Source organism: Mesorhizobium sp. WSM3873 (genome assembly GCF_001672445.1).
In the GTDB taxonomy this organism is placed as follows: Bacteria; Pseudomonadota; Alphaproteobacteria; order Rhizobiales; family Rhizobiaceae; genus Mesorhizobium.
Genome location: NZ_LYTM01000009.1, coordinates 104627 through 122327, shown reverse-complemented (window position 1 = coordinate 122327; position 17701 = coordinate 104627). Strand labels below are relative to the sequence as shown.

Here is a 17701-nt window from a genome sequence, read left to right as displayed (position 1 = left end):
CAGGAATTCATTGCTTCGCCGCTTGAGCAGCCAAGCGGCCGGGATGCCTGAGGTTGGTCGGCGTGATGCCAGTGTGCTGGCGGAATACCCGGCTGAAGTGCCCGGCATTTTCGAAGCCGCATCTGTAGGCGATGTCGCCTATCTGCAGGTCGCTGCCTTCCAGCAGCGACTTGGCGTAGTGAACCCTGAGCGCCAGGTACGCGGCCATCGGGCTCGTGCCCAGCTCGGTCGCGAAAAGACGCTCGAGCTGGCGCCGGGAGCAATTCAACCGGCTTGCGATCTCGGTGACCGATATCTTTTCCTGCAGGCTGCTTTCCATCAGCAGCAAGGCCCGTTTCACCGCACGGCTCGACGCTTCGGGAAACAGATCGCCGACGGGCTGCACGTCCCGGATGTTGCGGATGCGATCGAGCACGAGGATCTTGGCGGCCTTTTCCGCCGCCTTCTGACCGATGAATTGCGACACGAAATAACCGGCAAGGTCTGCCGCGCCGGTGCCGCCGGCGCATGTCGCGCGGCCGCGGTCGACGGAATAGAGGCTGTCGGCATGCGCATTCACATCGGGGAATTCGGCGCGAAAATCCTTGATGTGGAACCAGCTGACGGCGGCGCTGTAGCCGTCCAGCAAGCCATAGCGGGCCAGCACGAAGCTTCCCGTGCACAGCGCGGTTATCGGCACGCCCTTGTCGGCGGCCCGCAGAAGGAAGGCCTCCTTTTCAGCGCTGAGATTGCGGTTGGTGTCGAGCAGACCTCCAACCACGACGACGTTGTCGAAATCCTCCGGATTGCCGATCGCCTTGGTCGGCAGCAATTCGACGCCGCAGCTCGCCCGGATCGGCAGGCCGCGCTCGCCGACGATCTGCCAGTCGAACTCCACCCTGCGGCTGCGATCGCCCTCGTCGCCGGCCAAACGCAGCGTGTCGATGAAAAGCGACAGCGGCGACAAAGTGAAATCGCGCACCAGGAGAAACGCAAACTTCTTGGCCATGCTTTGCGGACCTGTCCCTTGCGTTATCCGAAGCTCATTCAGACAAGATCGCCGTCCGGGCTGTCATTTGGGCCACCGATCCATCCGGTCATATATTGTGTACCAAGAAAATACAATCCGTTGACTCACTTGCAAGCGCATGCGACTCTTCCAACCGTGCCAGGTATGTCGATTGGCAAGGATGATTCCGAAGGTGCGCCATGAAGGGAAGCAAGGGCAGTCTCTATGACGATCTGAAGCGTCGCATCCTGACAATGGAGCTCGATCCTGACGAGGATCTGGACGAGGTGGCGCTGAGCGAGCGCTATGGCCTGTCGCGGACCCCGGTCAGGGAAATCTTCCGCCGGCTGGAGGGCGAAGGTTATATCGAGATCCGCGCGAACCGGGGCGCCAGGGTCGTTCCGATGAACCATTCGACCCTTCGGCAATTCTTCCTGGTTGCCCCGATGGTCTACGCCGCCATCGGCCGGCTGGCCGTGCAGAATTTCAAGCCTTCGCAGATGGTAGACCTGAAGGACACGCAGGAGCGTTTTCGTGCCGCGAGCAAGTCGGGCGATGCGCTTTCCATGGTGGTCGAGAACAACAGGTTTCACGAGATCATCGGCGAGATGTCCGCCAACGCCTATCTTCAACCAAGCCTCGGCAGGTTGCTGATCGACCACGCCCGCATCGGCCATACCTTCTTCCGCCCACGCAATGACGACATGCGCAAGCGGCTGCAGACGGCGGTCGAACATCATGACGGCTTCATCTCAGCCATCGGCGCGCATGAGGAGGACGCCGTCGTCGACCTCGTGTTCGAGCACTGGGAACTGTCGCGCGAGAACATGGAAATGTTCATCGCGCCCCAGGGCATGAAGGCGGACGCGCTGGTCGGCGATAACTGACGGCCGCTTAGGAAAGCGACTGCGGCCGGGATAGGAAGAACGCCTGCTGCCGGCCCGGTGCCGGCAGCGAAATCTCCCGCTTAGAGGCAGATTTCGCGGCCGCCACCGGGGCACCGATCCGTCAGGCCTGTTCCAGCCAGACCTTTTGCAGATCCATCTGGAACGTTGGGTGAATGGAGTAGTTCTTCACCTTAATGCTCATGTGATTGTAGAGCTTCTGCCAATAAGGTTGGATGATGATCCCCGAGTCCTGAATGATGGTCTCGATATCCTTCATCACCTCACGCCGCTTTTCGGGGGCGCTCACCGACAAGGCCTCCTTGAGCTTCTTGTCGAACTCCGGATTGGAGTAGCCCGTTTCGTTCCAGGCCTCGCCGGTGCGAAACGCCAGCGCCAGAACCTGGACGCCAAGGGGGCGCATGTACCAAACGGTCAGAGAGTAAGGATACTTCGTCCAGTCGTTCCAGAACGTCGAGCCGGGCATCACCGTGCGCTTGACCTTGATGCCCGCGTCGCGAAGCTGAGCCGCGATCGCATCCCCCGTGCTCTTGTTCCAGTCATCGTCGACGGTGATCAGTTCGTGCTCGAAATCCGCCTGGCCCGCCTCCGCCATGAGTTTCTTCGCTCCTGCCGGGTCGCGGGCTTTCTTGGCCAAGGGGTAGTACTCGGGGTGAATAGGGCTGACAAAATGATTCTCGCCCACCGTGCCGCGCCCCGCATAGCCGAGTTGAAGCACGACGTTGTTGTCGACGGCCATCTGGAGAGCGTTGCGCACTCGCTGGTCGTCATAGGGCTTGTGCGTGACATTGGTACGGGCAACCAGCGTGGTCGCGGTCTGGATCTCGGTCTGGTGAAGTCCAACCTTGTCCAGGATCTCGACGTAGTCCGCTCCGGTCTCATTGTTGAGATCGACCTCGCCGGACTCGAAGGCGCTTACCATCGCGGCTGGATCGGTTCCGTAGTCGATGAACTCGATCCCATCCAGCAGCGCCTCGCCACCCCACCACTTACCGCTCTCGCGCCGCTTGACGACGGCCTTTTGGCCGACGTCGTAGGAGACGAGCTCGAACGCACCGGTCCCGATCGGCTTTGTGACCGGATTGGCGCCGTCGGCGTCAAAATTCCGGTGCACGATCAGGCCCGGATAGTCGGTGATATTGGCGATGATGGCGATGTCCGGGTCGCTCGGCGTGAGCTTGACGGTGTAGTCATCAACCTTGGTAACGGCGCCTTCGCGCACCTTGCCGGTCTTCGGGTCGACCAGGCTGTTGACGCGTGCCGCCATGGAATTGCCGGGCGCGTTCTTGTCGCACCAGCGGCTGAAGTTGTAGACGACATCGTCGGCGTTGAACGCGTCGCCGTTGTTCCAGGTTACGCCTTTGCGGACATGGAGCAGGTATTCGGTGGCGTCGCCGTTGACCTCCCAGCTCTCCAGGAGAACCGGCTCGAAAGTGAATTCGCGGGTATACCTGACCAGCGGCTCCAGCCAGGTGCGGCTGATATTGGCCATCTCGACCCAATCATAGGTCCGCGGATCCTTCTGCTGCTTCACCACCATGGCGACGCGAAGCGTTCCGCCCTTCTTGCCTTCCTCGGCGAGCGCCGGCGTCGGCGCGGCCTGGCCGACCATGCCGTAAGCGACCGCGGTCGATGCGCCGAACGCGCTCGCAATCGCGAGGAATTCGCGCCGGTCCATTAGGCCCTCACGAGCGTCCTTGGCCATGCGCGTTATCGCTTTTGGTACGCGGGTTCCTCCGCTTTTGAAGAACTTCATTTCGAATGCTCCCTGTTGACGATTTTTGTCTCTCACGTATTGCCCCAGCCAATGCGCGCCGCTGGCCGAAGAAGGGGCTGGCGTTGTCCGGCCGTTGGCCTGCGGCCTAGATGGATTGGCCAAGCACCCTCCCCTCGTAGATTGCAGCCACCGCGAGCCGCGGCGCCAAGGCGTCGCCGATGACGTTCGGCTTCAGCGCAGGTGCCAGGTCTTCGAGATCATCCAGCACCCAGGTGTCCGAGACGTTGGTGGTCGCAAGGATCAATGTGTCGGCGTTGATGACGGTCTCGGCGCCATCGAGGTGGCACCTGACCGTCGCGCGGTCGCCATGCCATTCCTTGACCACGGAGTCGGTTATCCATTCGCCGCCGGCGCGCTTGAGCTTGGCCCGCGCCACGCCATCGCTTTCCGTCCGCTGCAGGTAACGTCCAAGCACCGGCCAGGAGGTGACGGCCGTGACGCGATGGCCAGACGCGGCGATTTCGAGAGCGGTGCCGAGACTCCGCCAATCACCGGTGTCATCGATGAGGAGCACATGGTCGCCCAGCCGTGCCGTCCGGGTCATCACGTCCTCGACGGACCAGACATTGGGCAAGTCCACACCCGGAAGGCGGTCCTGCCCAGGCAGTCCACGCTGGAAACCGGTTCCTGCTGGCTGCGAGCCCGTCGCAATGACGATTTCCTCGAAGTCGCGGCCGGCAATCTCCCCAGCATCGAGCGGGGTATTGAACAAGACGGTCACGCCCAGCCTGCTCAACTCTCGTTCGTACCAGTCGATCAGCTCCAGGATTTGAGACCGGCGAGGCTGCAAGCCCGCAAGCCTGAACTGCCCGCCGAGTTGTGGGCCGGCCTCCGCGAGCGTCACGCTGTGACCGCGCTCGGCGGCGACGCGAGCCGCTTCAAGACCGGCCGGGCCGCCTCCCACGACGAGCACACGCTTCGGCGTCTCGGCCGGCCCGAAGCGATCGCCGCCCCACTCGAATTCGCGGCCGGCCGAAGGATTGACGAGGCACGAGATCCAATAGTCTCTCGACCGCCTTCCCCAGCACATCTGATTGCACGAGATGCAGCCGCGAATGTCGGCGTCCCTGCCGCTCTCCACCTTCCTGACCCAATAGGGATCGGCGATCTGTCCGCGAACGATGCTGATCATGTCAGCCTGCCGCGACGAGATAACCTCGTTGGCATTCTCCGGTGTCCGGATATGGCTTTCCGCCTGGACGCGGGTGTGTTTGCAAACTTGTTTCAGCGCCTCGGCGTTGGGAGCGCCAAGCTTGTCGGCAAACAGGAAGGTCGGCATTACCGAGGAGTGGTCGAAATAGCTTCCCGTGCCGCAACTGATGTAATCGATCAGCGTCCGCGTATCGTGATACGCGGCAATCTCCTGGAGCAGTTCCGTGTTCATCCCCACGTCGACAGAGGTGTCGATGCTCGACGCGAGGCCGATAATGAACTCTTCACCGACGGCCGCACGAATGCGCGAGGTGATCTCGGTCGAGAATCGCATCCTGTTTTCGAACGAGCCACCCCAGCGGTCGTCGCGCCGGTTCGACCAGGGAAGCCAGAACTGCTCGATGAGCGAATTGTAGGGGCCGAACAATTCCACGCCATCGAAACCGCATTTCTTCGCTCGGACAGCGGCGCGAACGAAGCTCTCGATGATCTCCTCGATCTCGGCTTCACGCATCCGGTGGCTGCCGTCTCCATCGTGATAGGACGGCAGGCCGGATGGCGACCAGTTCGCCGAGTAGGAATTGTCGTAATCCCCATGCTGGCCGACATGATAAAGCTGGTGAACCATCACCGCGCCTTCGGCCTTGCATGCATCGGTGATCGCCCTGAAACCGGAGATCACCGCATCATCGTCGTGACGGAAATTGCCGCGCGTCAACCGAGCCGTGCGATGGACCGGCATCGGCTCGACCACGATCATGGCCGCGCCTCCCCTGGCCCGCTCCAGGTAATAGCCCAGGTGCCGCGCTCCAGGCAGACCGTCCTCGGCCATGTTGGCCGTGTGAGCCCCGAAATTGATCCGGTTGCGCAGCGCCTTGTGGCGCAGTTGGAGCGGCTCGAGGATTTTCGGGAAAGCCGGCTTTAGCGTCATTTCAGTTTCGCCGCGAACGCCCATCGGATTGGAACCGACCGAACATTAGCGGGTCGCGAAATTCCAGAATTGTGATTTCGGTGCATTTTTCATAAGAAATGGAACGGTTCGCCAGACGTCGTGGAGTAGGCCCAATTGACACCTGCGCTGAAAACCCCCGATCGCGTGGGGCTCCCCTACCTCAAGATCGGCATCATCCTTTGCCCAAGCTTCACCCTGACGCCGATGGCGAGCTTTGTGGATGCCCTGCGTTTGGCCGCCGACAAGCAGGATCAGAGCCGGCAGGTCTATTTCGCGTGGGATTTCATCTCGGCAGGGCCGCTACCGGTGCGTGCCAGTTGCGGTCTTGAGATGGTTGCGACAGGAAACCTGGAAAATCCGAGCGCCTATGACTGCATAGCCGTTTGCGGCGGACTGGTGCGGGACATGGATCATATCCAGGCGGCGACGTTTGACTATCTGCAGGCCGCGGACAAACGTGGCATTCCCATCATCGGCTTGTGCACTGGCAGCTTTGTGCTGGCTCAGGCTGGACTTCTCAGGCATCGTGAATGCGCTCTGCATTTCGACACCTTGGGCGAGTTCGCCGCCAGGTTTCAGGATGTCAGCCCGGTCACCAGCCAAAATTATGTCATCGACGGCAACATCGTAACATGTCCGGGAAGCATCGTGGCTATCGAGGTCGCAGCTTTCCTTATTGCGCATTACAGCAATGCCGGCAGGGCTCAGAAGGCCCTTAACTACCTTCTGTTCAAACCCGAAGAGCCGCGGATTGTCCTCAGGACGAAACCGTATGAGGAGGCTCTTGGGGCAGCGTCGCGGCTGACCGTGGAGGCCGTGAAAGTGATGGAGACCCGTATCGATACGCCGTGCTCGATTGAGGAGCTCGCGCGTTCTCTGAACACCTCCAAAGCGCGCTTGAACCGAGCCTTCCTGGCCGATCTCCGAACCGCGCCCGCGGCATTCTGGCGCCGCATTCGTCTAATCGCTGCGCGTGAACTGCTTGCCAGCCGGCGGCGCAGCGTGACCGAGATCGCTTATGAAACCGGCTTCTGCGACACCGCGCATTTCTGCAGCACCTTCAAAAAGCACTTTTCGATGACGCCGGAGCAGTTCAGACGCATTGGAAAACTTTGATGCGGCTCCGGGAGCGAATGAAGGCCGCCGCCGGAGAGCCAATCGCGCTACGAGCGAAGCTCTTTCGATTGAGCCATGAACCAGTCCACAAGCTCGCGCGATTTTCGGCCTTGGCCCGTACGATCATTCGTCAGCAGGAAGAAGGCCCTGTCGGTTCTTGTTTCCGACCGCAGCGGGCGCACGAGAAGCTTGTTGCTGAGAAGATACTGGGCCGTCAGCGACCAACCCAGCGCGATCCCCTCGCCGGCAAGCGCCGCCTGCAGCGTTAGCTGATAGTCGTTGAAGACGATGTCGGGTTTGATCCTGGCGCCATCGCCTCCCGCCAATTCCACCCATTCGGGCCAGCCCATGCGCTTGCGGTAGGCGTCGGACGAATGGAGCAACCGGTGACGGCCGAGATCGTCGACCGTGCGCAGCTCGGCATGAGCCGAAAGGTAGCTTGGCGAGCAGACCGGGAAGATCACTTCGTCGCAGACGAACCAGCTGTTGGGGTCCTGAAAGTCTCGAGGCCGGACCCAGACGGTCACGTCTATGTCCTGATCGGGTTCGATGTCCCTGTCGGTGGCTACGACCCTGATCCTGATATCCGGATGATCGCCCTGAAAATGATAGAGCTGCGGCGCCAGCCAGTGAGCTGCGAGCGACGTCGAGGCGGCGAATGTGATGTATCTGGTGCCGCGGTCGGAAATGGCCTCGAGACTTTGCTCCATCCGCCGGAAACTCGTGCGGACCTCCTCGTGAAGCTGACGCCCCGCCTCGGTGAGGTGCACACCGCGATTGTCTCGCGAAAACAAGGCGACGCCGCAATGTCTCTCGAGCATCTTGATCGCGTGGGAAATGCTCGGCTGGGTCACGTTGAGCTCACTGGCCGCCCGCTTGAAGCTCAGGTTTCTGGCCGCTGCCTCAAACACGAACAGGGAATGGGTCGACGGAACGAGGCTGCGAAGCTTTGACATAGATGCAATTTATATCAGGCAGCTTCTTTTCAGTCTACGAGCCGTGCCGCCCGCGTGTTCTATTCATCTCAGAGATGAAATCGCGATGCTGGCCCTGCGGGTGGCACCAAACGGTCCGATCGCGCCTTGAACATGGCAGATCCCTTGCTCCAGAAATTGCCGACACATCGCATACCGGTGCAAGCGCCTCACGCTGAACCCACGGTCTCGGGCTGGTACAGCACATCAGGCTCGGAACTGGCCGCCGTGCCGATGAAGGGAGACGTGTCTTGCGACTGTCTCGTCATTGGCGGCGGCTGGATGGGATTGCATGCAGCGCGGCGCTATGCCGAGCTCCATCCGGACGCCTGCGTGCTCCTCGTCGATGCCGGCCGGATAGGCGACAACGCATCCGGCCGATGCATGGGGTTTGTGATCGATCTCGCGCACAACCCCCGCAAGCGCGACTTCGTCGAAGACATCAAGGGAAACAAAGAGGAGCTCTTCGTCAATCTGGACGGGATTGCCTACATTCGCAGCGCGGTCGAGGAACACGGCGTCGATTGCGACTGGGACCCACAAGGCAAGTACCATAGCGCTGCAACAGCCCATGGCGTCGACGATCTGGGTCGTTTCTCCAAGGCGCTGGACAGGCTCGGACAAAAGCATCGCTGGGTCGATCTGCCGGAAATCCAGTCGATCACCGGCAGCAGGCATTACATCAAGGCGATACACCATCCCGGCACAATTCTCTTGCAGCCGGCGAAATACCTGAAGAACGCTGCCCGTCAGCTTCCCAAAAACGTCACCGTCCACGAGAACACGCCAATCGTGGCGGTGCAATTCGGCAAGCCCCGGCATGTTTTCGAGACGCCCACGGGCATCATCAAATCAGCCAAGGTCATCATCTGCGCATCCGGCTATCTGACCAAGTTCGGCTTTTTCAACAATCGCGCCATCCCGCTTTATACGTTCGCCAGCATGACGCGGCAGCTTACCGCGTCGGAGCTGGCGTCTGTCGGGCAACAGAATGCGTATGGATTGATACCGGCGAACAGCTTCGGAACGACGGTACGGCGCACCCGCGACAACCGGCTCTTCCTGCGGAACGTCTACGCCTACGCGCGTGATTTCAAGACGACCGCGCAGGATGTCGAAAGGGCGCGAATTCAACAGCAGGTGGCGTTCGAGCGTCGCTGGCCCGAACTTTCGCACATCGGATTCGAGGCCAGTTGGGGTGGTCTCCTGACGCTGGCGCAAAACGGCGGCATGGTGTTCGGCGAGCTGGGAGAGAACGTCTACGGAGCCGCGTTCTGCAACGGAACGGGCGTGGCCAGGGGCGCCGCCTTCGGCAAGGCGGTTGCCGAAGTCGCTGCCGGTCTTTCATCGCCGGTCATCGAGATTCTGAAAGGCCGGGCCCGGCCAAGCAGACCCTATCCAAGGCTGATCACCGCCATGGGAGTCCGCATCGCGACGGCGCTTCGCTTCAAGCAGGCGGGCGCAGAGGTTTAGTCAAATCGAAGAGGAATGGAAATGAGCGACCTGAAGGGCATCAATCTGGCGATGCAGACCCCATTCGACGAGGATGGAGCGATCGACTTCGCAATCTTCGAAGAACTGATCGAGAAGTATCTTGCCGCCGGCGTGCACGGCCTGGTGCTGGGATCCGGCACCGGACAGCACCCCTACCTGACCGAAAGCGAATGCAACCGCCTGTACGACGTTGGTGTCAAGCTCGTGGCCGGCCGATGCAATTTGATTTGCCAAAGCTCCGCGCTCAACGTGGAGGAGGTGATCCGGCGGTCGCGGCAAGCCGAGTCCGTCGGGGCGAACGCCCTGATGGTCCTGCCGCCCTATTTCGAGGGGCCATCCGACGAGCACGGCATTTTCAGCTTCTACGAGGAAATCGATGCGGCTGTCGGCATCGACATAGTCGGCTACAACATCCCGCAGGCGACCGGAATTTCAGTATCGGCGGCGCTTTTCGACCGCCTCAGCGGGCTCAAGAACTTCAGGTACATCAAAGACAGCGCCGGCGACTTCACCGTGCACCAGGAATTCCTGCGCACGCGAGGCGCCGTCCTCAACGGCTGCGACACGACCACTCTTTACGCGCTCTTGGCCGGGGCTCGCGGCGTGATCTGGGGGGCAGCCAACTACATGCCCTACGAAGCCGTCAGATTGTACGAGCTGGTGACCGCCAGACAGTATGACGAGGCGTTCCAGCTTTGGCAGCGGATGCTGCCGTCACTGCTTTTCATCTGGCGGGGGCCATACACCCCATCGGTGCTGAGGGCAGCGCAGCTGCGCGGCTTCGGCACCGGAAACGTCCGCAAGCCGCTAAGGAGGCTCTCGTCCGAGCAAGAGGCGGGTCTGCGGCATTCGCTCGGGCCTCTGCTTGGCTGAGGTCCTGTCATCGGCCCTAATGAGAGGGAACGTGCATGCGTAACATAACAAGAAAAGCTGGCTGCGAAGACCTTCTTCCGGTCAGCCTTCCGCCGACCTTGCCGCCGATTTGATGGGCTGGAGCACGTAGGACGGCACGACAAGCCCCGGGAACAGGTGTGCGAGAAATCTCGTACCGGCCGCCGACGAAGCGCCTGGTGAACGATCTTTGGGCAGGCTATGTGTTATCTGATTATAAAATCTGTGTACGCAGATAATACAATTCGTTGACTCTGGCGCCCCCGTGTGCAATTTTGCGCCCCATCGAATGCGCCGGACCTGCAGGCCGCAACTCCGGTTTCATTATCGATCTGCCGCACGAAGTGTCGGCCGAAGGCCTCAGTGGCGCCTCCGCAGCCAGAAGCAGGCGGGGACATCGCGATCTACCAAGCAATGGGGAGACGATGAGACCGCCGTTTTGCATCACCTGCTAGTCGCAGGCTCAGTTTCGCCGGGCGGCGTGGGTTCGGTGTCGGTTCATCAATAAGCCACGCGAAAAAGTGAGGAGAACACAATGAGACGATTGCTCTTTCCCGCCGTTGCCCTTGGGGCTCTGCTGAGCGCCGGAGCCGCACACGCGGCCTGCGGCGACATTACTTTGGCGGTCTTCAGCTGGCAGTCGGCCGAGGCCATGTCCAATGTCGACCAGTTCATCCTGAAGAACGGCTACGGCTGCAACGCCACGACGGTTGCTGGAGACACCGTGCCGACGATCACCGCGATGATCGAGAAGGGCCAGCCGGATATCTCTTCGGAATCGACGCCAAGCCTGCTTGGTGACGTCTATACCAAGGGCGCCGCCGAGGGGCGGATCAGCCAGATCGGCACCGCGATCAGCGACGGACAGGTTTCCGGCTGGTACATTCCCAAATATGTCGCTGACGCGCATCCCGACATCAAGACCGTCGACGACGCCATGAAGCATCCTGAGCTGTTCCCGGCTCCGGAAGACCCTTCCAAGGGTGGCGTTATCCAGGGCCCACAGGGCTGGGGCGACACGGTCGTGACGGCGCAGCTCTATAAGGCCATCGAGGGTGACAAGAAGGGCTTCGAGCTGGTCCCAACGGGCTCGGCTGCAGCGCTCGATGGCGTCATCTCCAAGGCCTATGAACAGAAGCAGGGATTTCTCGCGCAATATTGGGCGCCGACATCGCTGCTGGTGAAGTATCCGATGGTGCGCCTCGAAATGGCTCACGACGATGCCGAGTGGGCGCGTTGCACCTCCAAGCAGGACTGCCCCGATCCGAAGCCGAACTACTGGAAGCAGGCAGAGATGGTGACGCTGGCCAGCAGCAAGTTCACCTCGCGTGACGACGTCGGTCCGGTCAAGGACTATTTCGCCAAGCGCAGCTGGACCCAGGCCGAAGTCGGAAAGGTGATGCTGTGGATGACCGACAACCAGGCCAACGGCGAGGACGGCGCCAAGTGGTTCATCAAGAACATGCCGGAAGTCTGGACCAAGTGGGTCCCGGCTGACGTCGCCGAAAAGGTCAAGGCCGCGCTCTAAATCTGGCAACCGAGCAAGTGGAGGCTTTGAGGATTCTCAAGGCCTCCGATGCGGCTCGGTCTGTCGGCGTAGCCTTCGTTCCCTGCTCTCGGCCTGTGGCCGGCAATGTGTCGCCTGTGGCGCACTCACAATAGGGCATCGCGACATGGATTGGCTTTTCAGATTCCCTCAACTCGACCCCGAATTCCTGCTTGCGGTCAAGCGGGCCATCGACGGCGCTTTGAAAGCGCTGACGCGTGGCTACGGTCTCGATCGAGGATTTCTTCTATCCGCTGCAGCGCGTCCTCATCTTCTTCGAAAGCACCATCTCGAACGCGCCTTGGCCCCTGGTCGTGATCGCCCTGGCCGTCATCGCTTGGTTTGCGGCACGGCGCTGGGCCGTGGTCGCCGCCGTCGTCGGTACGCTCATCGCCATCGGCCTTCTTGGCCTGTGGCAAGATGCGATGAAGACGATTTCGCTTGTCTTCACCTCGACCATCTTCGCCATTGCCATCGGCATCCCGCTCGGCATCCTGATGAACCGCTACAAGCGCGTTGGCGGGGTCATGCAGACGGTGCTCGACGTCATGCAGACGATGCCGCCTTTCGTCTATCTTTTTCCGGTCGTCATGCTGCTCGGCATAGGCCGTGTGCCGGGGTTCATCGCGGTGGTGATCTACGCCATCCCGCCGATCATCCGCCTCACCGACCTTGGCATCCGCCTGGTCGACAAGGAGGTCCTGGAGGCCGCTGACGCCTATGGCTGCTCGCGCTCGCAAAAGCTCTGGAAAGTGCAGATCCCGCTCGCCATGCCGACAATCATGGCCGGCATAAACCAGACGATCATGATGGCGCTCGGCATGGTGGTCATCGCCTCGATGATCGGCGTGCAGGGGCTCGGGCTCAACGTTCTGCAAGCCATCGCCAACCAGTACTTCACGCAAGGCATCTTCAACGGCTTTGCCATCGTCGGCATCGCGATCATTTTCGACCGCATCAGCCAGGCCTATGGGCATCGCCTGCAGAAGCACCGGGGTGCAGCACATGACTAGCAACAACGCGTCAATCGAAATCCGTGACCTCTACAAGATATTCGGAAAGTCGCCGGCGCAACATGTCGACGCGGTCCGCAGCGGCATGACCAAGGCCGAATTGGCAAAGGTGCACGGGCAAATCCTGGGTTTGAACAATATCAACATCTCCATGCCGGCCGGAAAGATCCAGGTCGTCATGGGTCTGTCGGGCTCGGGCAAGTCGACGCTGATCCGGCACATCAACCGCCTGATCGAGCCGACGTCCGGCTCGATCATGATCGATGGGCGTAACGTCCTCGACATGTCCGAGCTGGAGCTGCGGGAGTTCCGACGCAATCACACAGCGATGGTGTTCCAGAGGTTTGGACTCCTGCCGCACAGGACCGTCATCGACAACGTGACGTTCGGCCTGGAGGTGCGCGGTGTCGAAGCGGCCAAGAGCCGCGATACGGCCATGGGCTGGATCGATCGCGTGGGGCTTTCCGGCTTCGAGACGCGCTATCCGAACGAACTGTCTGGCGGCATGCAACAGCGCGTCGGACTTGCGCGCGCGCTGAGCAACAATGCCTCGATCCTGCTGATGGACGAAGCCTACTCGGCTCTCGATCCGCTGATCCGGACCGACATGCAGACCATGCTTCTCGAACTGCAGACCGAGTTGAAAAAGACCATCGTCTTCATCACCCACGATCTCGATGAGGCGCTGAGACTCGGCGACCAGATCGTCATCTTGCGCGATGGCTCGATCATCCAGCAGGGCGACAGCCAGGACATCCTGTTGCGCCCCGCCGACGGTTACATCGAGCGGTTTGTGAAGGACGTCAATCGCGGCCGCTTCATCAAGGTCGATGCCATCATGGAATCCTTGCTGCAATCCGAGAGCAGATCGCTGCCGAAGCTGAAGTCCGGCTTGACGCTCGAGACCGCCGCCAAGGAACTGACGAACTCCTCCTATGATTCAGCCTTCGTCACAGGCGACGGCGGCCGGCCGCTCGGATTGATTTCGCTGCGGCAGATCACGGCGGCTCTTTCATCCGGGGCGGTCGCGTGAGGTACGCAATTGAAAGCGACGACGCGAGAGTTCGCAAACGCCCCTGTTTTGCCGAACAGCCTATTGATCGAAATCGCCACTCCATTGATGGAGAATTATCTTGAAATTCGAAGGCATCTATACACCGGCGATCACGCCGCTCGGCCCCGACGGGCGGATCGACGACGCCGCTTTCGCGGATGTTCTGGAGTCGCTCATCGAAGCCAAGGTGCACGGCATCATCGTTGGTGGATCGACCGGTGAATATTATGCCCAAAGCGCCCAGGAGCGCTTCGAGCTCGGTGCATACGCCAAGCAGGTGATCGGCACCCGCCTTCCGCTGGTCATCGGCACAGGCGCGACCAGGACCGAAGATTCGGTCGAGTACGCCAAGGCGGCAAAGGAGATCGGCGCCGACGCGATCCTCGTCTCGTCGCCGCCATATGCCTTGCCGACGGAGCGCGAGAACGCGGTTCATGCGCTCACCGTCGACCGCGCGGCCAACCTTCCGATCATGCTCTACAACTATCCGGCCCGCATGGGCGTGATGATGGGCGAGGAGTATTTCTCCCGCGTCGGCAAATCCCGCAACGTCGTCGCCATCAAGGAAAGCTCCGGCGAAATGGGCAATTTGCACCGGCTTGCCCGCAAGTTCCCGCACATCTCGCTTTCCTGCGGCTGGGACGACCAGGCGCTGGAATTCTTCGCCTGGGGCGCCAGGAGCTGGGTCTGCGCCGGCTCGAACTTCCTGCCGCGCGAGCACGTCGCGCTCTACGAGGCCTGCGTGCTCGAAAAGAACTTCGACAAGGGCCGCGCCATCATGAGCGCGATGCTGCCGCTGATGGACTTTCTCGAATGCGGCAAGTTCGTCCAGTCGATCAAGCATGGATGCGAGCTGATCGGCCTGAAGGCAGGCGGCGTGCGCGCTCCGCTGCGGCCTCTCAATTCGGAAGAAAAGCGATCCCTCCAGACTGTCGTCGCCACGCTGAAGCGGACGGTCGCCCAGATCACGTCGGGAGCAAACCAATGCATGAGCCTTTGACCGCCGCCGAATACAAGGCGCTCGCCGCCGAGATTCAATTCCCGACCAATGCCTTCATCGACGGTGCCTTCCGCCCGGCGAATTCCGGCAAGACCTTCAGGACGACCAATCCGGCGACCGGCGAGGTGCTTGCCGACATCGCCGCTTGCGACGCCAGCGATGTCGACTTCGCCGTGGCCAAGGCCAGGGAGGCCTTCGACGACGGCCGCTGGCAGCATCTCGCGCCTGGCGAGCGCAAGACCGTGCTTTTGAAGTTTGCGAAGCTTCTGGAGCGCAACCGCCACGAACTCGCGGTCATGGAGAGCCTCGACAGCGGCAAGCCGATCCGCGAATGCCAGACCGTCGATGTGCCGGACACGATCCATACCATCCGCTGGCATGCCGAGCTGATCGACAAGCTCTACGACAACACCGCGCCCGTTGGCTCGAAGGCGCTGACCATGGTCGTGCGCGAGCCGGTCGGCGTCGTCGGCTGCGTCCTGCCGTGGAACTTTCCGCTGCTGATGCTGGCCTGGAAGATCGGCCCGGCGCTTGCGGCCGGGTGCTCGGTCATCGTCAAGCCTGCCCAGGAGACGACGCTGACCACGCTGCGTGTCGCGGAGCTCGCCCATGAGGCCGGCATCCCGGCCGGCATCTTCAATGTCGTGCCGGGCGGCGGCAAGGAGGTCGGCGAACCGATCGGCATGCATATGGGCGTCGACATGGTGGCCTTCACCGGATCGACGCCGACCGGCCGCCGTTTCCTGCGCTACGCGGCCGACTCCAACCTCAAGCGCGTCGTGCTGGAATGCGGCGGCAAGAACCCGGCCGTGGTTCTCGACGACGCCGAAGACCTCGATCTCGTCGCCGAACAGGTGGTCAACGGCGCGTTCTGGAACATGGGCGAGAACTGCTCGGCCACCTCGCGGCTCATCGTCGACGCCAAGATCAAGGACGAGTTGCTTGAGCGGATCGGCGCCTACATGCGCGAATGGAAGACCGGCGATCCGCTCGACCCTGAAAACCGCATCGGCGCGCTGGTCAGCAAGACCCATTTCGAGAAGGTGAAATCCTTCCTCGGCGACGTGAAGACCGAAAAGCTCTTGGTCGCCCATGGCGGCGCCACGCATAAGGGCGCCTATATCGAGCCGACCGTCGTCGACGGTGTCACCCCTGCGAGCCGCCTCTTCCAGGAGGAAATTTTCGGGCCGATCCTGTCGGTGACGACGTTCAACTCGCTGGGCGAGGCGATCGCGCTCGCCAACGACACGAACTACGGCCTGACCGCATCCGTCTACACGGGGAGCCTGCGCAAGGCGATCAAGCTCTCCCGCGAGATCCGCGCCGGCGTCGTCACCGTCAACTGCTTCGGCGAAGGCGACGCCACGACACCGTTCGGCGGCTACAAGGAATCCGGCTTCGGCGGGCGCGACAAGTCGGTCTTCGCGCATGACAATTACTGCGAACTGAAGACGGTCTGGATCGACGTTTCGGACCGTTCGGTCGACGAGACCGTCCGGTGAGCGATCTCGTCGTCAAGCGGCTTCCGGCTGAATCCGGAATCTCTGGCTGGGAGGCGATCAGCAGACGCTGCTTCCCGGTCCGCACGCTCGACGGCGACATCAAGGCCGACTGGCTGATCATCGGCGGCGGCTTCGCCGGCCTCTCCGCCGCGCGGCGCCTCGCCCAGCTTCGGCCCGGCGACAGGATCGTCCTGCTGGAAGCCGGAGAGGTCGCCAAAGGCCCCGCCGGCCGGAATTCCGGCTATATGATCGACACCCCGCACAATTTGTCGTCGGGCGAATATTCCGTCGCCGGTGAGGCCGAAACAAAGGCGGAGATCGCCGAGAACCGCTTCGCGATCGCTTTCGCCGCCGAGGCGGCCGCGGAATACGGGCTGTCCGCGCGCACCTTCGATCCCTCGGGCAAGATCAATGCCGCGGCGACCGAGCGCGGCATGACACTCAATGCCAATTACGGCCGCTCGCTCAAGACGATCGGCGAAGAGCATCGCTTCCTCGACGCGAGCGACATGCGGGAAATCACCGGGTCGTCCTACTATCTCGGCGGCATCCACACGCCCGGTGCCGTGATGATCCAGCCCGCCGACTATATCCGCGGGCTCGCGGCGGGGCTCGCACCGAAAGTCGACATCTTCGAGCACTCGCCGGTGCTCAAGCTCACCCGGGCCGGAGGAGCCTGGAAGGCGGTGTCGCGCACCGGAAGCGTCACCGCGCCGAAAGTCATCCTCGGCGTCAACGGCCATATCGACGATTTCGGTTACTTCCGCGGCCGCCTGATGCACATCTTCACCTATGCATCGATGACCGCCCCATTCACCGCGAAGTCGACCGGCAAGGACCGGTGGGCCTTGCTGCCGGCCGATCCGATGGGCGCCACGGTCCGGAAGATAACCAGCGAGGGGCTCTCGCGGATCGTGATCCGGACCCGGTTCACCTATGACTGGCCCGTTCGGGTCAGCGAGAAGCGCCTGGCCGGCATCGCCGCCGAGCAGCGGGCATCACTCGATGCCAGGTTTCCGGACCTCAAGGATGTGCCGTTCGAATATGTTTGGGCCGGACGGCTTTGCCTCAGCCGCAACCACGTGCCGGCCTTCGGCGAGATCGATGACGGCCTTTATTCGGCGTGCTGCGAGAACGGTCTTGGGACCGTCAAAAGCACGCTCGCGGGCGTGATGGCCGCGGATCTCGCGACCGGCACCCGGTCGAAAATGCTCGACAAATATGCGGATCAACCGCAACCCGCGCGGCTTCCTCCCGAGCCGTTCGCGTGGATGGGCATCAACACGGTGATCCGTTTGCAGGAATTGCGTGCTGGCCGCGAGGGATGAGCCTGGCGG

At 61.7% G+C, this 17701-nt stretch carries 13 protein-coding genes and 1 pseudogene; 10 read left to right on the top strand and 4 right to left on the bottom strand.

Annotation, left to right across the window (positions count from 1 at the left end; all coding sequences use genetic code 11):
* Positions 1-7 precede the first annotated feature (7 nt).
* The gene (locus A9K71_RS08375) at positions 8-988 is read right to left on the bottom strand and encodes a GlxA family transcriptional regulator (protein ID WP_066993111.1); all 981 of its coding nucleotides are present in this window, start codon (positions 986-988) and stop codon (positions 8-10) included.
* 200 nt (positions 989-1188) lie between these two features.
* Here A9K71_RS08375 and A9K71_RS08370 point away from each other — a divergent pair, with 200 nt between their 5' ends.
* Entirely contained in the window at positions 1189-1875 is a 687-nt protein-coding gene (locus tag A9K71_RS08370; protein WP_066993109.1) for a GntR family transcriptional regulator, read from the top strand.
* A 121-nt stretch (positions 1876-1996) separates the two neighbouring features.
* On the opposite strand, the gene A9K71_RS08365 is transcribed toward A9K71_RS08370, so the two are convergent.
* Entirely contained in the window at positions 1997-3649 is a 1653-nt protein-coding gene (locus tag A9K71_RS08365; RefSeq protein ID WP_066993102.1) for an ABC transporter substrate-binding protein, read from the bottom strand.
* 106 nt (positions 3650-3755) lie between these two features.
* A complete protein-coding gene (locus A9K71_RS08360; RefSeq protein ID WP_066993220.1) occupies positions 3756-5753 on the bottom strand; it encodes an FAD-dependent oxidoreductase in 1998 nt (665 codons plus the stop codon).
* A 135-nt stretch (positions 5754-5888) separates the two neighbouring features.
* On the opposite strand from A9K71_RS08360, the gene A9K71_RS08355 reads away from it, so the two are divergent.
* Positions 5889-6890, top strand: a complete 1002-nt coding sequence (locus tag A9K71_RS08355; RefSeq protein WP_156752612.1) for a helix-turn-helix domain-containing protein — start codon at positions 5889-5891, stop codon at positions 6888-6890.
* 47 nt (positions 6891-6937) lie between these two features.
* On the opposite strand, the gene A9K71_RS08350 is transcribed toward A9K71_RS08355, so the two are convergent.
* Positions 6938-7846, bottom strand: coding sequence for a LysR substrate-binding domain-containing protein (locus tag A9K71_RS08350; RefSeq protein WP_066993098.1), 909 nt, complete (start codon positions 7844-7846; stop codon positions 6938-6940).
* Between the two features lie 132 nt (positions 7847-7978).
* On the opposite strand from A9K71_RS08350, the gene A9K71_RS08345 reads away from it, so the two are divergent.
* The 8 genes and pseudogenes from A9K71_RS08345 to A9K71_RS08310 all read left to right on the top strand — a co-directional run bounded on the left by A9K71_RS08345 (position 7979) and on the right by A9K71_RS08310 (position 17692).
* Positions 7979-9337 (top strand): FAD-binding oxidoreductase, encoded by a 1359-nt coding sequence (locus A9K71_RS08345; protein WP_082980398.1) that lies wholly within the window; start codon positions 7979-7981, stop codon positions 9335-9337.
* Between the two features lie 21 nt (positions 9338-9358).
* Entirely contained in the window at positions 9359-10231 is an 873-nt protein-coding gene (locus tag A9K71_RS08340) for a dihydrodipicolinate synthase family protein (RefSeq protein WP_066993217.1), read from the top strand.
* A gap of 553 nt (positions 10232-10784) precedes the next feature.
* Positions 10785-11777 carry a glycine betaine ABC transporter substrate-binding protein gene (locus tag A9K71_RS08335; RefSeq protein WP_066993094.1) on the top strand — a complete coding sequence of 331 codons (993 nt, stop codon included), beginning with the start codon at positions 10785-10787 and terminating at the stop codon, positions 11775-11777.
* 145 nt (positions 11778-11922) lie between these two features.
* A pseudogene (locus A9K71_RS08330) lies at positions 11923-12808 on the top strand (proline/glycine betaine ABC transporter permease).
* Entirely contained in the window at positions 12801-13841 is a 1041-nt protein-coding gene (locus tag A9K71_RS08325; protein ID WP_066993214.1) for a betaine/proline/choline family ABC transporter ATP-binding protein, read from the top strand. The pseudogene A9K71_RS08330 and the gene A9K71_RS08325 overlap by 8 nt, the downstream one beginning before the upstream one ends.
* Before the next feature lie 100 nt (positions 13842-13941).
* Complete coding sequence (locus A9K71_RS08320) at positions 13942-14862, top strand: dihydrodipicolinate synthase family protein (RefSeq protein ID WP_066993091.1); 921 nt, start codon at positions 13942-13944, stop codon at positions 14860-14862.
* The gene (locus A9K71_RS08315; protein ID WP_066993088.1) at positions 14847-16364 is read left to right on the top strand and encodes an aldehyde dehydrogenase; all 1518 of its coding nucleotides are present in this window, start codon (positions 14847-14849) and stop codon (positions 16362-16364) included. Before A9K71_RS08320 ends, A9K71_RS08315 begins: the two co-directional genes overlap by 16 nt.
* The gene (locus A9K71_RS08310) at positions 16361-17692 is read left to right on the top strand and encodes an FAD-binding oxidoreductase (RefSeq protein WP_066993085.1); all 1332 of its coding nucleotides are present in this window, start codon (positions 16361-16363) and stop codon (positions 17690-17692) included. The genes A9K71_RS08315 and A9K71_RS08310 overlap by 4 nt, the downstream gene beginning before the upstream one ends.
* The last annotated feature ends 9 nt before the right edge of the window (positions 17693-17701 follow it).

Bases quoted from the DNA above. Each gene is read 5' to 3' on its own strand.
- A9K71_RS08325 (WP_066993214.1), top strand. From the start codon at position 12,801: ATGACTAGCAACAACGCGTCAATCGAAATCCGTGACCTCTACAAGATA.
- A9K71_RS08340 (WP_066993217.1), top strand. From the start codon at position 9,359: ATGAGCGACCTGAAGGGCATCAATCTGGCGATGCAGACCCCATTCGAC.
- A9K71_RS08375 (WP_066993111.1), bottom strand. From the start codon at position 988: ATGGCCAAGAAGTTTGCGTTTCTCCTGGTGCGCGATTTCACTTTGTCG.
- A9K71_RS08350 (WP_066993098.1), bottom strand. From the start codon at position 7,846: ATGTCAAAGCTTCGCAGCCTCGTTCCGTCGACCCATTCCCTGTTCGTG.
- A9K71_RS08335 (WP_066993094.1), top strand. From the start codon at position 10,785: ATGAGACGATTGCTCTTTCCCGCCGTTGCCCTTGGGGCTCTGCTGAGC.
- A9K71_RS08370 (WP_066993109.1), top strand. From the start codon at position 1,189: ATGAAGGGAAGCAAGGGCAGTCTCTATGACGATCTGAAGCGTCGCATC.
- A9K71_RS08345 (WP_082980398.1), top strand. From the start codon at position 7,979: ATGGCAGATCCCTTGCTCCAGAAATTGCCGACACATCGCATACCGGTG.
- A9K71_RS08365 (WP_066993102.1), bottom strand. From the start codon at position 3,649: ATGAAGTTCTTCAAAAGCGGAGGAACCCGCGTACCAAAAGCGATAACG.
- A9K71_RS08360 (WP_066993220.1), bottom strand. From the start codon at position 5,753: ATGACGCTAAAGCCGGCTTTCCCGAAAATCCTCGAGCCGCTCCAACTG.
- A9K71_RS08315 (WP_066993088.1), top strand. From the start codon at position 14,847: ATGCATGAGCCTTTGACCGCCGCCGAATACAAGGCGCTCGCCGCCGAG.